Annotated in this window: 17 protein-coding genes and 2 rRNA genes (1 of these 19 running past the window's edge); 10 read left to right on the top strand and 9 right to left on the bottom strand. The window is 33.6% G+C overall.

Going from position 1 to position 15837, the window contains the following annotated elements; translation table 11 throughout:
* Positions 1-5 precede the first annotated feature (5 nt).
* The 5 genes from SM9_RS03445 to gatE are packed head-to-tail and all read left to right on the top strand — an operon-like array spanning position 6 to position 6065.
* Positions 6-293, top strand: coding sequence for a 4Fe-4S dicluster domain-containing protein (locus tag SM9_RS03445; protein WP_058738807.1), 288 nt, complete (start codon positions 6-8; stop codon positions 291-293).
* Positions 294-1409 (top strand): 3-methyl-2-oxobutanoate dehydrogenase subunit VorB, encoded by a 1116-nt coding sequence (locus SM9_RS03440; RefSeq protein WP_058738806.1) that lies wholly within the window; start codon positions 294-296, stop codon positions 1407-1409.
* A 12-nt stretch (positions 1410-1421) separates the two neighbouring features.
* Positions 1422-2870, top strand: coding sequence for a 2-oxoacid:acceptor oxidoreductase family protein (locus tag SM9_RS03435; protein WP_058738805.1), 1449 nt, complete (start codon positions 1422-1424; stop codon positions 2868-2870).
* A gap of 9 nt (positions 2871-2879) precedes the next feature.
* Complete coding sequence (gene gatD, locus SM9_RS03430) at positions 2880-4190, top strand: Glu-tRNA(Gln) amidotransferase subunit GatD (RefSeq protein ID WP_058738804.1); 1311 nt, start codon at positions 2880-2882, stop codon at positions 4188-4190.
* 9 nt (positions 4191-4199) lie between these two features.
* Positions 4200-6065, top strand: a complete 1866-nt coding sequence (gatE, locus tag SM9_RS03425; RefSeq protein ID WP_058738803.1) for a Glu-tRNA(Gln) amidotransferase subunit GatE — start codon at positions 4200-4202, stop codon at positions 6063-6065.
* Positions 6066-6096: 31 nt separating this feature from the next.
* On the opposite strand, the gene trxB is transcribed toward gatE, so the two are convergent.
* The 5 genes from trxB to SM9_RS12155 all read right to left on the bottom strand — a co-directional run bounded on the left by trxB (position 6097) and on the right by SM9_RS12155 (position 9450).
* Complete coding sequence (gene trxB / locus SM9_RS03420; RefSeq protein WP_058738802.1) at positions 6097-7008, bottom strand: thioredoxin-disulfide reductase; 912 nt, start codon at positions 7006-7008, stop codon at positions 6097-6099.
* 36 nt (positions 7009-7044) lie between these two features.
* Complete coding sequence (locus SM9_RS03415) at positions 7045-7584, bottom strand: glutathione peroxidase (RefSeq protein WP_058738801.1); 540 nt, start codon at positions 7582-7584, stop codon at positions 7045-7047.
* An 85-nt stretch (positions 7585-7669) separates the two neighbouring features.
* Positions 7670-8122: a MarR family winged helix-turn-helix transcriptional regulator gene (locus SM9_RS03410; protein WP_058738800.1), complete on the bottom strand. Its 453-nt coding sequence runs from the start codon at positions 8120-8122 to the stop codon at positions 7670-7672.
* 312 nt (positions 8123-8434) lie between these two features.
* A complete protein-coding gene (locus SM9_RS03405) occupies positions 8435-9199 on the bottom strand; it encodes a 4Fe-4S binding protein (protein WP_058738799.1) in 765 nt (254 codons plus the stop codon).
* A gap of 101 nt (positions 9200-9300) precedes the next feature.
* On the bottom strand, positions 9301-9450 hold the full coding sequence (locus SM9_RS12155; protein ID WP_198144427.1) for a hypothetical protein: 150 nt from the start codon (positions 9448-9450) through the stop codon (positions 9301-9303).
* A 97-nt stretch (positions 9451-9547) separates the two neighbouring features.
* Here SM9_RS12155 and SM9_RS03400 point away from each other — a divergent pair, with 97 nt between their 5' ends.
* The 5 genes from SM9_RS03400 to SM9_RS03380 are packed head-to-tail and all read left to right on the top strand — an operon-like array spanning position 9548 to position 13482.
* Positions 9548-10105, top strand: coding sequence for a GMP synthase subunit A (locus SM9_RS03400; RefSeq protein ID WP_058738798.1), 558 nt, complete (start codon positions 9548-9550; stop codon positions 10103-10105).
* Positions 10106-10113: 8 nt separating this feature from the next.
* The gene (locus SM9_RS03395; RefSeq protein WP_058738797.1) at positions 10114-10371 is read left to right on the top strand and encodes a hypothetical protein; all 258 of its coding nucleotides are present in this window, start codon (positions 10114-10116) and stop codon (positions 10369-10371) included.
* Positions 10372-10380: 9 nt separating this feature from the next.
* Entirely contained in the window at positions 10381-11307 is a 927-nt protein-coding gene (gene guaA, locus SM9_RS03390; RefSeq protein WP_058738796.1) for a glutamine-hydrolyzing GMP synthase, read from the top strand.
* A gap of 35 nt (positions 11308-11342) precedes the next feature.
* Positions 11343-12512, top strand: coding sequence for an Nre family DNA repair protein (locus tag SM9_RS03385; RefSeq protein WP_058738795.1), 1170 nt, complete (start codon positions 11343-11345; stop codon positions 12510-12512).
* A 4-nt stretch (positions 12513-12516) separates the two neighbouring features.
* The gene (locus SM9_RS03380; protein WP_058738794.1) at positions 12517-13482 is read left to right on the top strand and encodes a DegT/DnrJ/EryC1/StrS family aminotransferase; all 966 of its coding nucleotides are present in this window, start codon (positions 12517-12519) and stop codon (positions 13480-13482) included.
* Here the strand turns inward: SM9_RS03380 and cgi121 are convergent.
* From cgi121 to SM9_RS03360, 4 genes are all read right to left on the bottom strand, one after another.
* The gene (gene cgi121 / locus SM9_RS03375) at positions 13460-13942 is read right to left on the bottom strand and encodes a KEOPS complex subunit Cgi121 (protein ID WP_058738793.1); all 483 of its coding nucleotides are present in this window, start codon (positions 13940-13942) and stop codon (positions 13460-13462) included. The two genes, SM9_RS03380 and cgi121, sit on opposite strands and share 23 nt — an antisense overlap.
* A gap of 8 nt (positions 13943-13950) precedes the next feature.
* Complete coding sequence (locus SM9_RS03370) at positions 13951-15420, bottom strand: (R)-citramalate synthase (RefSeq protein ID WP_058738792.1); 1470 nt, start codon at positions 15418-15420, stop codon at positions 13951-13953.
* Positions 15421-15500: 80 nt separating this feature from the next.
* Positions 15501-15618: ribosomal RNA gene (gene rrf, locus SM9_RS03365) — 5S ribosomal RNA — on the bottom strand.
* A 138-nt stretch (positions 15619-15756) separates the two neighbouring features.
* Positions 15757-15837: ribosomal RNA gene (locus tag SM9_RS03360) — 23S ribosomal RNA — on the bottom strand (it continues 2913 nt past the right edge of the window).

Raw genomic sequence — 15837 nt, 5'->3', positions numbered from 1 at the left:
TTAAAATGGCAGATGAAGAGATATCTTTTCCTGTAATTAACTTAGAAGAATGCAAAGGATGCCAAAGATGTATAGTTGGATGTCCCCAAAATGCAATCCTGTTAAGTGATGAAATGAACAATGCAGGATATCAGTATGCTTACTACAGTGGATATGGTTGTACCGGATGTAAAGATTGTTACTTTACATGCCCAGAACCATTAGCGCTTGAAGTACATCAATTTAAAAAAGTTGTTGATGATAAAGTTGGAAAAATGATTAAAGCTAAAGTAGCTAACAAAGGGGGAAAATAAATGACAAATCAAATGGTTAAAGGAAATACTGCGGTTATCATTGGTGCAATGTATGCTGGCTGTGACTGTTTCTTTGGATACCCGATAACTCCTGCAAGTGAAATCTTGCACGAAGCATCAAAATATTTCCCAATGGTTGGAAGAAACTTTGTTCAAGCTGAAAGTGAAGAAGCTTCAATTAACATGGTTTATGGTGCATCAGGTACTGGACACCGAGTTATGACTGCTTCATCAGGCCCTGGTATCAGTTTAATGCAAGAGGGTTTTACTTACTTAGCCGGTGCTGAATTACCTGCAGTCATAGTTGATATCATGAGAGCTGGACCGGGTCTTGGAAATATCGGACCTGAACAAGGAGATTACAACCAGATTGTTAAAGGTGGTGGGCATGGAAACTACAAAAACATTGTCCTTGCTCCAAACAGTGTTCAGGAAATGTGTGATTTAACAATGAAAGCATTTGAGCTTGCTGATAAATGGAGAAACCCTGTTGTTGTTTTAGCAGACGGTACTCTTGGACAAATGGCAGAACCATTAGAATTCCCAAAAAAAGCTATTAAACCTGAAATTGATGAATCATGGGCAGTTAGAGGGAATAAAAAAACCATGAAAAATCTTATTACTTCAATTTTCAATGACTTTAATGATTTGGAAGATTTCAACTATGAACTTCAGGAAAAATATGCGAAAATTGACGCAGAAGAAGTTATTGTTGATGAGTATCAAGTTGAAGATGCGGACATTGTATTAGTATCATATGGTATTAGCAGTAGAATTGCAAGATCTGCTGTTGACAAAAGCCGTGAAAATGGATTAAAAGTTGGACTTTTAAGACCTATTACATTATCCCCATTCCCAGCAGAAAGAGTAAAAGAACTTGCTGATAAAGGAGTTAGTTTCATATCCGTGGAAATGAGTAACGGCCAATTATTAGCTGATGTTCAGTTTGCAGCTTTAAGAAAAGAAGACACACACCTCGTCAATAGGATGGGTGGAAATTTAATTGAGCTAAAGCATGTGCTTGCAAAAATTTATGAAATTGCTGGATTTGAAGATGAAACAATAGATACATCTAAAAGAAGTGACGAAAAAGCAAGCCCCAATATAATAGATTAAGGATGTGGAAAAATGAATATTGAAGATTTAAAAAACAATAAAGATTATGAATTGCAAATACGTAGAAATCCACAATCCCTTTTAGAAGATTATCCTAGAAAAGGAACAAACACAACATCAACCCATTATTGTGCCGGTTGTGGACATGGAATTATACATAAATTAATTGCTGAATGTATGGACGAGCTTGGAATCCAGGAGAGATGTGTTATGATTTCACCCGTCGGATGTTCAGTATATGCATATTTCTACTTTAACTGTGGAAACTTCCAAACTGCTCATGGAAGAGCACCTGCTGTAGCTACAGGTATTTCAAGAGCCGAAGATAATGCAATCGTAATGAGCTATCAAGGAGACGGAGATTTAGCATCCATCGGTTTGAATGAAACATTACAGGCTGCTAACAGAGGAGAAAAAATAGCAGTATTTTTTGTAAACAATACAGTTTACGGAATGACTGGTGGACAAATGGCTCCAACAACACTAATAGGTGAAAAAACAGTTACATGTCAGACTGGAAGAGATCCCGATTATGCAGGACATCCTACCCACATGTGTGAATTAATCAATACATTAAAAGCACCTGTATTTATTGAAAGAGTATCTCTTGCCAATCCATTAAAAATTAGGCTTGCAAAATATGCAATCAAACAGGCATTAACCGTTCAAAAAGAAGGTAAAGGATATTCCTTTGTTGAAATTTTATCCCCTTGCCCTACAAACCTAAAACAAGACGTTAAAAGAGCTCAAGAATTTATTGAAAACCAGATGGAAAAAGAATTCCCTGTTAAAAACTTCAGAAATAACTTATACAAAAAAGATCCTGTTAAAAGACCCGAAAGTGACTTTACTACAGAATCACTTGACAAAATATTTAACGTGAATAGGCAGGATGATTCTGGCTATGTTGATGATGAGATTGAACCTGTAAGCATTAAAGTCTCTGGATTTGGTGGTCAAGGAGTTTTAAGTGCAGGACTCACAATAGCTCAGGCTGCATGTGCTGAAGGAAAACACGTGTCCTGGTATCCTAGTTACGGACCTGAACAAAGAGGAGGAAAATCCAATTGTTCTGTTGTAATCTCAAATGAAACAATAGGAACTCCCGTAGTTGACGATATTGACATTCTCATTGCTTTGAACAAACCTTCATTAGAACAATTCTCACAGGATGTTAAAGATGGAGGAGTTATACTTTACGATGCAAAAATTGGTGATTTTGAAACTGATAGGGACGTTAAAGTTATTGCAATGCCATGCGTGGATATTGCAGAAGAACATGGAAATGCTAGAACTGCAAATACCGCACTTTTAGGTGCTTTAACAGAATTAGGTGATGTTTTAAAACGTGAATCCTATGAAAATGCTATCCGAGAAATGTTTGCATCAAAACCAAAAGTTATAGATGTTAACATTGAAGTATTAAAAGCTGGAGCAGAATGGATTAAAAACAATTCATAGTGTGATTTAATGACATATAAAGAAAATGCAAAAAAATATATAGAAAATTACAATTTAGGAATAGGAGATAAAATCAAAGTTAATAAAGAGGACATCTCCTACACAGGAATCTTACTTGATAGACCTGAAGATGCTGATGACGGATATTTGGTTTTGAAATTGTCCAGTGGTTATAACATTGGTATAGCTATTGAAGATACCACAGCAGAACTTCTTGAGAAAGGAGAAAAACCAAAAATAGGATTTGGAGAAACTGAAATTCCAACTGATCCATCCAAACAAAACATTTCAATTGTTTCAACAGGAGGTACAGTATCATCCGTTATAGATTACAGAACCGGAGCGGTTCACCCTGCATTTACTGCATCTGATTTGGTGAAGGCTAATCCTGAATTATTGGATTATGCAAATTATAATGTTAAAGCATTATACAACATTTTAAGTGAAGACATGAAACCTGAATACTGGGTTAAAGCTGCAGAAGAAATAGCTAATGATATTTCCAATGGTGCTGATGGAGTTGTAATAGCTCATGGAACTGATACAATGCACTATACTTCAGCCGCACTCAGTTTCATGCTGAAAACACCAGTACCAATCATAATTACCGGAGCTCAAAGAAGTTCAGACAGACCATCAAGCGATGCTAATATTAATTTAATTGATTCGGTTATTGCTGCAAAATCTGATATTGCTGAAGTCTGTGTCTGTATGCATGGAAGTCTGAATGATGAATATACTTACTTGCATAATGGTACAAAAGTAAGAAAGATGCATACTTCAAGAAGAGATACATTCAGAAGCATAAATGCACAGCCAATAGCTAAAATCCAAAACAAGAAAGTCAGCATTAATCCTGACTACAGCTACACCAAAAGAGGAGTTAATGAGCTTGAATTGAATACTGCTATTGAAGAAAAAGTCGGATTTATCAAAAGTTTCCCCGGAATTTCCAAAGATTTCATTGAATATCATATTGATAAAGGATATAAAGGTCTTGTTATTGAAGGAACCGGTTTGGGACATGTTCCAAATGAATTAATTGATTCATTCAAAAGAGCAACTGATGAAAATATCCCAATAGTTATGACATCACAATGTCTCTACGGAAGAGTAAACATGAATGTCTACTCAACAGGACGTAACATCATTGATGCAGGAGTAATATCTGCTTTAGACATGACTCCCGAAACAGCGTATGTTAAATTATGCTGGGCATTAGGTCAAAGCGACAGCCGTGAAGAAGTAAATGAAATTATGCAAACAAACATTGCAGGTGAATTTGGAGAAAAATCCTCCATTAAGGATTTCTTGAATTAAGGTGATAACATGGATTATGATAAATTAGGATTAAAAATGGGACTTGAAATTCACCAACAATTAAACAGTGAGCATAAATTATTCTGTCCATGTAAAACAGAACTTGTTGATGATGATTACAGTGAATTAGTTCAAAGAAAATTAAGGCCAACACAGTCAGAACTTGGAGAAATTGACCGTGCAGCTCTCCAGGAATCATTAAGAGGACTTAACTTCAAATATGAAAACTTCGAAAAACATACATGTCTTGTTGAAAACGACGATGAACCACCACACAGTTTAAACGAAGAAGCATTGGACATTTGTATTACAATTGCATGCTTGATGAATATGCATATTGTAGATGAGTTCCATACAATGAGAAAACAGGTTATTGATGGAAGTAACACCGGAGGATTTCAGAGAACCGGTATGGTTGCAACTGACGGATACTTGGATACACCATATGGGAGAGTTGTTATTGAAAGTTTAGGTTTAGAGGAAGACGCTGCAAGAAGAATTGAAACCAAAAATGGATTTACAGAATTCAGATTAGACAGATTAGGTATTCCTTTAGCCGAAATTACAACAGATCCTTCAATGCATGATCCTGCCCAAGTCCATGAAGTTGCATATATGCTTGGACAAATATTGAGAAGTACAAATGTAAAAAGAGGTCTTGGAACTATTAGACAGGATTTGAACATTTCTATTGCTGAAGGAGCACGTGTCGAAATTAAAGGTGTTCAGGACTTGGATTTAATGTCAGAAATTGTTGAAAGAGAAGTTCAAAGACAATTAGTTTTAATTGACATTAAAAAAGAATTAATTAACAGAAATGCTGAAGTGTTAGAGGAAATCCATGATTTGGATGAATTATTTGAAGACACTGAATCAAAAATCCTAAAATCCGCTGAAACAATTAAGGCAGTTGTATTAAAAGGATACAATGGTTTGATTGGTCGTGAAGTACAGCCTGGCAGAAGATTCGGTACTGAAATTGCAAGCTATGCTAAAAAACGTGGCGTTTCAGGTATTTTCCATTCAGATGAATTGCCTGCTTATGGAATTACTCAAGATGAAGTTGATAAGGTATCCGAATTCTTAAATATTGGCGAAGATGATGCATTCATTATCGTAGCTCATGATGAAGACATTGCAGTATCCGCTTTAGAAGAAGTTAAAAGAAGAGCAAACTTAGGTTTAGAAGGAGTTGTTGAAGAAACCCGTAAGGCATTGGATGACGGTAACACAGAATATATGAGACCTCTTCCTACTGCAAACAGAATGTATCTTGAAACAGACATTCCATTATTTAAAATTACATCAGACAGAATAGAACCTATAGCGAACAATTTGCCAGAATTGCCTGATGTGAAACAGGAAAGAATCATAAAAGAATATTCTTTAAGTGGAGATTTAGCAACACAACTTGTTAAAAGACAGGAAGCAGACATGTTTGAAGCTGTTTTGGCAGATGTTGATGTAGATGCAACACCAGTAGCATCACTTCTTGCATACGACTTACGTGAAATCAAAAGAGAAGGATATGACATCAATGTTTTAACCATAGATCACCTTAAGGGAATATTCACTCTTTTATCTGAAGGTAAAATTGCAAAGGACAGTGTGCGTAAATTAGCTGTTGAAACAATCAAAGCCCCAGATATGAAAATATCAGAAATTGCAGAGAAAAACAATTTAACCATGCTTAGTGAAAGTGATGTTGCTGAAATCATTGCAGGAATTGTTCAAAACAATGAATCTATGGTTAAAGAACGTCAAATGGGAGCTATGGGACCTTTAATGGGAATGTGTATGAAAGAACTTAAAGGTAAAGCCGATGGTGGTATGGTTAACAAAATTGTTCGTGAAGAAATTCAAAAATTAATATAAAACTCTTTTAAAGAGTTTTATTATCTTATTTTTATTTTAAGTCATGATATGCAGAAGTTGCAGCAACTGCACCTTCGCCACATGCAACAACCCACTGTTTTAGACCAACACAGACATCACCGATTGCATATACATAATCAATATTGGTCTTTTGTTCTTTATCGATTATTATATGTCCTGATTCATCCAAATTAACGCCCAATTGTTCTGCAAGTTCAGTATGTGGAATGTAACCTACACTTATAAATATACCACTTATAGGCAATTCAGATAGCTCGCCGGTTTGTGTGTCTTTTAAAACAACAGTATCGACAAGCATGTCTCCTTTTATCTCTTCAACAGTAGCATTATAAATAATATTTATGCCTTTTTCATTAATTTGTTCTTGTAAGTGCTTTTGAGCCCTAAATTCATCTCTTCTGTGAACTACTGTAACATTGGCACCTAAATTATTCAGGTATAATGCTTCCTGCAGAGCGCTGTTACCTCCGCCAACCATGATGATATCTCTTCCCTGGAAGAAAAATCCATCACAGGTTGCACAGTAACTTACTCCTTTTCCTTTAAACTCTTCTTCGCCTTTGGCATTGAGTTCCCTATGGGAGCTTCCTGTTGCAAGAATTACAGTTTTACTTAAATAAGAATCTTTATCTGTTTTGATTGTGAATCTGTATTCATCATCGTTTTTTATGATTTCAAGGACATTTTCATTTTCATGAAGTTCACAGTTCTTTACAGCCTGTGCCTTCATTTTTTCAATCAGTTCCAAACCGGAAATATTATCAAAACCAGGATAGTTTTCCATTTCTGGAACTTCACGACCGATTCCTCCTGCAAGATCACGGTCAATTATCAAATTTTTTGTGCCCTGACGGCCTGCATAAATTCCCGCGGTTAAACCGCCAGGTCCTGCACCTACAATTACAATGTCATATTTTTCCATATTAACATAACCTGAAATTAAAAAAAAGATTAAAAATTATAATAAATCTTTAATAGATGATTTTACATCACCCAAATCTTCAGTCGGTTCGAATCTTCGAACAACATTACCCTCTCGGTCAACTAAAAATTTAGTGAAGTTCCATTTAATGTCGTTATTATCTTTATAATGTCTGTCTATTGCTTTTAAAACTAATTTAAGTTTTGTTGCACCTTTTCCAGTAATTTCAGTAAATGGCTGTTCGTTTTTAAGATATTCAAATAATGGATCTGCATTTTCACCATTTACATCAATTTTTTCAAAGATTGAATAAGGCACTAACCATTTGTTACGGCAAACTTCAGTGATTTCTTCAGTTGAACCTGGAGCTTGACTTCCAAACTGATTGCATGGGAAATCCAAGATTTCAAAACCCTGTTCATTGAATTCAGCATAAATTTCATTTAATTCCGTGTATTGTGGAGTAAAACCACATTTTGTTGCTGAATTAACAATCAACAATACTTTTCCTTCGTATTCTTTTAAGGAAACCATGTTTCCTTCACCATCTTTTACTTCAAAATCATAAATTGACATAGTTTTATCTCCTAACTTTCTTATGACTTAACCAGGTTAAGACTTGTTATTATATTAAATAATTGCATATATAAAATTTACCATTTTACAAATCTGCTGATTCATGAGTCAAATGATATAATTTTTCTTTCAAATCAAAAAGATCATCATTAGACAAATCTTTGGTAATTTTACGTTCCCATCCGCATGTTAAAACATTAATCTTAACAAAAACATCCTCACCTTTATCTGTCAATGTCAGAATATTTCGGCTTTTATTGTTTTCATCCTTTTGTTTTTTTACCAAACCTTTATCCACCAACTTTTTAATCATTTTTGCAACATTTGCTTCAGATACGAATAACGTTTCTGCAAGCTCCCGCTGAGAAATTGATGGATAATATTTAATATTATAGATATATGTTAGCTCACCATAGGTAATGGAAACATCATCGAGTTTTTCTTTTAAAAAATTATTATAACTCAAAAGAATATATTCCATATAGAGATTTATGGGAGTTAGAACAATCCGATCATCTTTCCAATTTTTTTCAACCACAATAACACCCCCAACTAATTAAAAGTTTAACAAATCAGATATTTAAAATTTTTTAAAATTTAGGAGTACCTAAAAAAATAGAAAGCTTTATATACTACCAAGTACAACATTATAAATAGTGATGTAAAGTTTAGGAGAACCTAAAAAACACATTACTTATATACATTATTGTCCGTATAACTCTTCAAACATATTAAATTAGTTTTCCACAATTTTCTAATTTAATATCTCGGAAAAATTATCTGCCAAATAATTTTCCAAAGTACAAGGTGTTTAACTGTGCGAATTAAACACCTCATATTATCTCTTTTTTTACATGAAAAACTCAACTTCTTTTCTAGACATATCATTATCTAATGCAACCTGCTTTTCATCATAATAATTCATGCCATCAAAAGATCGTGCATTTTCACCACAAATAGCAATACATAAACTACAACTGTTACATAAATCTAAATTTGTGTCAGTCGGATTATCCTCTTCTATTGCATCAGTAGGGCATGTATAAACACAATCATTGCAATAAACGCATAAATCATCATCACAGTTAACATTAAATGAATGGTTTACATAATCCATGAAAGGTTTTTGTCCTGCAACAAAGATTTCATTTGAATTTTCAGATTCCAATTTCTCAATAATTTTATGTGAAAACTCATTAATCATTTTCATATCCAAGTTATCCGGTCGTGACGGAGCAATTTCATTAAACAAAGAATGCCTACTAACAGTAGCAGCTGCTCCAACAACATCAAAATTATTTTCTTTTAATAAATCCACCAATTCCAATAGTGCATCTCCATAACTTAAATTACCATAGTTAATTATAGCAATCACCTTAGTGCCATTACCTTTCATTTGCAACAAACGGTTTTTTGCCATTTCAGGAATTCTGCCGTCGAAAACAGGAACACCTACAATAACAAGCTCATTTTCAAATGATTTATCATCATCAAAACTCAATAAGTCATAATTTTCATTATCAAGATTGAAATTACGAGCTATTTCATCCACAATTCTTTTTGTAGTTCCAGATGGACTAAAATATATTTTTGAAACTTTATCAAATGATAACATTATATCACCTTGCTTAACTGTTAAAAAAATATATATTTAATGATTTTGTAACTAAAATGTAACCAAAAAGAATTCATTATTAAAAATAAATAAAAAAAGTATTAATAATTATATCTTTCAGATAAGAAGATATAAATGAAAAATGCAATCAATAAAACAACAATAAGTGGCAATAACCACATAAATACCTTAAATATTACAACAGCAACCAAAATCGCAATAATTATGAATGCCAAATCTCTAAGTTCCATATAAAATCTTATATTTTCAATAGTATATAAAGTTTTGATACAAAACATAATAAATGAAAAAAACCAAAAATAATAATATAATATTTTGGAGCATAATATGACAATTATAGTAGTTAATAATAAAGGCCAATATAATCATAGAATTCAACGTAGTTTGCAGTATCTTAAAATTGAATCCGAACTGGTTTCAAATACATTAAGTATTGATGAAATTGAATCTAAAAACCCAACAGGTTTAATTTTAGGTGGAGGTCCTTCACTTGAAGGAGCAGGCAATAGTGAAGACTACATTAAACACTTCGACATACCAATTTTAGGAATATGTTTAGGCCATCAATTAATTGCTAAGACATATGGTGGAGAAGTATCTACATCAAATACCGAAAGTTATGCTCAAGTTACAATTAATATTCAAAATGATGAAAACTTATTTGAAGGCCTAGCTCCAGAAATGGCAGTTTGGTCTTCACACAAAGATGAGGTTAAAAGTGTTCCCGATGAATTTGAAATTTTAGCCAATTCAAAATTATGTGATATTGAATCCTTTAAACATAAAGATAAAGATGTATATGGAATACAATTCCACCCTGAAGTACATCATACTCCTAAAGGATCACAGATATTTGAAAACTTCTATAAAATATGTAAAAGATAGGTGTAATTATGATTGACAATGCAGAAGACTTAGCACAAAAAGCACAAGACAATAAAGCAGGTTTGAAAAAACAGTATGTTAACATACCAATTGGTGACGAAGAATATGGATTTAGGATTTCTGGAATTGGAGCTAAATCTGTAAAATTAGAAAAATTCGTCAAATATGATGAAATATTCGAGGCTATTGAAGCAGGTAATGATAATGGTTTAGAGTCAATGATTAAACAGATTATTGAAGATTATGAAGAAGAAGATGAAGAATAAGTGATTATGATGTTAAGTCCAAAAGAATTTATTGATGATGCAATCCAAAAAATTAAAGATCAGATTGGTGATGAAAAAGCTATAATAGCACTTTCCGGCGGAGTTGACAGTTCAGTATGTTCAGTACTCGTTCAAAAAGCTATCGGCGATAACTTAACTGCTGTTTTTGTTGACCATGGTCTTTTAAGAGAAGGTGAAGTTGAACAAGTAACTAATACTTTTAAAGACAGATTAAACTTTAAATTCATTGATGCTTCAGATGAGTTTATGGATCAGCTTGCAGGAGTTGAAGACCCTGAAGAAAAAAGAAAAATCATAGGAAGAGTTTTCATTGAAGTGTTCGAAAGAGAAGCAATTAAATCAGGAGCTAAATTTTTAGTTCAAGGTACAATTGCACCTGATTGGATTGAAAGTGATGGAAAAATCAAATCACACCATAATCTAGCTCTTCCAAGCGGAATGGAATTGGAATTATGTGAACCAATCCGTGATTTATACAAAGATGAAGTAAGGGAAATTGGTGATGAACTAGATTTACCAAAAACCACTGTTTACAGACAACCTTTCCCAGGACCAGGGCTTGGTGTTAGAGTCATCGGTGATTTAACAAGAGAAAATGTTGAAATCTGTAGAAAAGCAAATAAGATTGTTTGTGATGAAGTTGAAAAGGCAGGCCTTGATGAGGAAGTATGGCAATACTTTGCTGTATTGACTGACAGTAAAGCTACAGGCGTTAAAGGAGATCAAAGAGACTTTGGATACCTGGTTATCGTAAGAATCGTGAACTCAGTTGACGCAATGACTGCTTATGTTCCACAATTACCTTGGGAAGTTGTTCAAACCATCTCAAAAAGAATAACTTCTGAAATTTCAGAAGTAACTCATGTTGCATTGTCCATAAGTGACAAACCGCCTGCAACTATAGAATTTTGTTAAATAAGAGATTAATCTCTTAACTTTTTTTATTTATTATGAAAACTACTAAAAATGCATATTTAGCCAAATTAACAGAACAAATTCAAATGAAATCTGTTAAAGTTGGAAAAAATATTGAAGGAAGCACACCCCCATCAGTTTTTATCGGAAGATGGTCATATCCTAAGGTTTATGCAGGACCTATGATGGTAGGCGAAGCCGGAGACACATCAATAATGGATTCGCCGGAATCATGGATTGGTCAGAACAAACAGCAGGAAGACATTATTAATTATAGAATGAATCTTGTTCGCGGAAAGCAGCTGATTAAAATTGATGATTTGGAAAATCCTTTTGTAGAAAAATTGCAAGACATTTCACTTGCATCAAAATCAATTGACAGTGAAGCCACCTTCGGGAAAACTCCAACAGGATCCATGTTTACTGAAGACAGCACACCACATGGTCCAAGCGCAGTCATTGAAAAATTTGATATTGATGCTGTAAGATGGGATAAGCAACTTGAAAAAACTTTTTATGACACTGACCTGAAAGCAGTTGATGCGGTTGTAAATCTTCATGACAAGGATGTTCCATTTACTGCAATGCAAAAAGCATTTTCTGTTGGAGCTATAGGTACTAAAAACAAAAGAAAATTAGTTCCAACGCGATGGTCAATTACTGCTTGTGATTCAACACTTGCAGATGAATTCTTAAAGGACGTAAGAAAATACGAACAGCTAGATACATATAGAGTCTTTGAATTTGGCGCACTGAATACCTATTACGTCATTATTCTAACACCAAGCGAATGGCAGTATGAATGGTATGAAGCATTTATTAAAATATTAAAAAATGAAAGACTAATATTTTCAGATTATGAAACAAATGGAGGTAAAAAAGAATATTCTAGAGTGGGTGGATGCTATTACACTGCAAAAATGGTTGTTCTGGATTACCTTTCAAAAATTAAAAAACAATCAGGTTTGGTAATTTTAAGGGAAGCATATGAAAACTATGTTCCATTAGGCGTTTTCAATGTTCGTGAAAACATCAAAGAAGCAATGAATAGACCATACCTTGAATTTGAAACATTAGAAGACTGCTTGAAATATGCCGGGACAAAACTTAGAATACCTATTAAGGAATTTGTTAACCAAGGTACACTCTTAAATGAAATGCTCCATTCAAAACAGACTACTTTAGACATGTACTTTAAAAAATGATATTATGCAATTCGAATTCAAAACACCAAAAGATGAAACATTAAAAATAATGTCTGATGTCGCATCAGGAAAATTAGAAAACAGCAATTTTGAAGAAAAATGCAAAGAAAAAATCAGTGATTTGACCAATGGAGAACATGTAAAAATAACTTCCAGCGGAAACAACAGCATTTTTGTTGCATTGAGTTCCATAAAAGGTGATGTGATAATTCCCGATCAGGGAGGATGGCATGGATTTAAACAGATTGCTAAATTTTTAGGAAAAAATATCATTACAATAAAAACAGAATTGGGACTCATTAATCCTGAAGAATTGGATAATATAGAAATCAAAGATGATTCGGCATTAATATTTACTAGTTTTGCAGGCTATACCGCCGAACAGGATATTAAATCAATTTCCAAATACTGTAAAAATAATGGAATACTAACTATTGAAGATGCATCAGCAGGCATTGGTGATGAAAACGGAATATTGGGAAACTGTAATCATTCAAATATTGTCATTGCATCTACAGGACAGCCAAAAATAATTAATGTTGGAATGGGAGGATTCATCGCGACAAAAGATGAAAACCTGTTTAAAGAAACATCACTTCCATTAAAATTAAGCAAAACTAATGAAATAATATCAAGTGGTATATATGAAGAACTTAAATGTGTTCGTGAAAATTTAAAGGATACAATAAATGCAACAAAGTATTTAAAAAAACATATAGAAACAACAATACATAGCAAAAAAAGAGGCGTCAATTTAATTATACCTCATGATAATCCAAAGGAAAAAACATGGGGACTGAAAAGACAACTACCCATAAATAAGAGCGGATTTATAAACAGATGTCCTAACTACAATAGAGTAAAAACAAAAGCAGTTTCAATAGAAATTAAAAACTTAAGTTATAACTGCCTTAAAAAAGAATATTTGGATGAGATAATTAGAGCAATCAATAATCAACAACAAGTTTAGATATCCGATCAATAAGAATATCTTCAACATCAATAATACCCAGCTCATCATCACTGATAGAATAAATACCCTTTAATTTTTCAGTATTCGGAATTAAAACACTTTCATCCAATTCAAATACTGAAGATAAATCATCAGCATAATCATCACAATCAATTAAAACAGCACATAAATTCATAGGGCCTTCTTTCAAACCCAGAATATCAAAAGCCTTGGAAATTTGCCTTTGGGCAGAACATCTTAGACATATTTCAACACTCAAATCATTTGCAAGATTTTCACCACGACTGAATGCTAAAAATGCCTGATTGACTCCATGTTCAATATGGCGCCTGCCTGCAACGGCATCAGCATTGAGCAATTGAATAATTTCATCATCCTTTTTTATGGAATTGATTTGACTTAAAGTATCACCAACAGAAGAGATTTCTCCTTTAAAACCTAAAACCTGTAAATTCATAAATAACCCTATTCCTGAAGAAGTCTATTAACTCCTGAAATATATGCTTTAACACTGGCATCAATAATATCCGGTTCAGTACCGCGAGCGGAAAGAATGCGATCTCCCTTTTGAAGTTTGATAATAACATCAATAAGTGCATCAGTACCCCCAGTAATTGCATCTACATGATATTCTATGAAATCTATGTCATCGAATATTTCAAGAGATTTTATTGCATTTATTGCAGCATCAACAGGACCTATACCAACACCCGCATTTAATATTTCTTCACCATCAACATTCAGTTTTACTGAAGCGGTAGGCATGACCCTATTACCTGAAACAATAGTAACATCTTCCAGTTTAATCCTATCTTCATGATTAATATCCAAAACATTATCTGCAATTGCCTGCAAATCAACATCAGTGACTGTTTTTCCCTTATCTGCAAGTTCCTTGATGTTATCGCAAATTTGCTGAAGCTGTACCTTATCGACATCCAAGCCCAACTCCTTCAATCTGGAATCAAGCCCATGAGTACCCATATGCTTACCTACAATAAACCTGCGGGTACGGCCAACAAGCTCAGGAGTCATAGGTTCATAAGTTGCAGAGTTTTTGATGATTCCATCAGAATGAATTCCTGATTCATGAGCAAAAGCATTTTCTCCAACAATTGCCTTATTGGGTTGAATATATACTCCAGTTAAACGAGCCACTAATTTAGAGATATTATAAATTTCATGAATTTTAATGTCAGTAGAAAAATCTGGAAGTAATCTATTAATTGCAACAACACATTCCTCAAAAGAAGTGTTTCCTGCACGTTCTCCAATACCGTTTACTGTAGAATGAAACTCACATGCACCTGCCTTAATAGCGGACAATGTATTTGCAACCGCCAAACCAAAATCATTATGGTAATGACATGAAATAGGTGCATTGATATCTCTCAAATTATTGAAAAGTTCAAAAGATGTATCTGGAGTTAATATTCCGACAGTATCACATACACAAACCCTATCAGCACCCTGGTCAATAGCATTTAAAAATACTTTCCTTAAAAAATCAATGCTGCTTCTAGATGCATCCTCAGCGGAAAGTTCAACAGTAAGCCCATGATCTTTACAGTAATCAACTGCAGAATTGGACATTTCAATAAGTTCATCCTTAGTGATTTTTAATTTATCAAAAATATGTAAATCCGAAGTGGGAACAACAAGATTGACAGCATCAACATCACAATCCAAACAGTAATCAATATCTCTGGTTAATGGTCTTGAAAAACTTAAAATCTCAGCATTAAAACCTTGAGAAGTAATTTCCTTAATAGATTCTCTTTCACCTTCAGAAGTAATTGCAGATCCTGCTTCAATATAATCTAAACCTATCTCATCAAGTTTGGAAGCAATTCTTAATTTCTCTTTAGAAGTTAATGAAACACCTGGTGTTTGTTCTCCATCTCGTAAAGTTGTATCTAAAACTTTAATCTGCATAAAATCACCAAAGATTATAAAAATAATAATAAATAAGAAAAAAACAAATCAAAAAAAATAGTAATTAATGTAATAGAGAAAGCTTGCAGCGAAATGAAATTCCCATAGAAAACCATAGTACACAAACAAAACACAAAAGGACTTCACTACTGGGATCGAAACGAGACCAGGTATAACCCCCATGCTATGACCGCAATACTTACTCTATCACACATGAAAATGAAAAATAATGATAATAATTATCAGCGCAAATTTCACCCAAACTGTTAACACCTAACCAAATTGCTACTACACCATACCATTAATATAGAAGTGGTATAAGTCTACTAACAATTAAAATAATGCAAGCGAACAATTGGAAGTAGCGGACTAAACAACTCGGAAAAAAACCTCGAAGCTTACATCCCTACCCCATCA

This window comes from Methanobrevibacter millerae (assembly GCF_001477655.1).
Classification (GTDB): Archaea; Methanobacteriota; Methanobacteria; order Methanobacteriales; family Methanobacteriaceae; genus Methanocatella; species Methanocatella millerae_A.
This window is presented reverse-complemented; position numbering and strand designations above follow the sequence as displayed.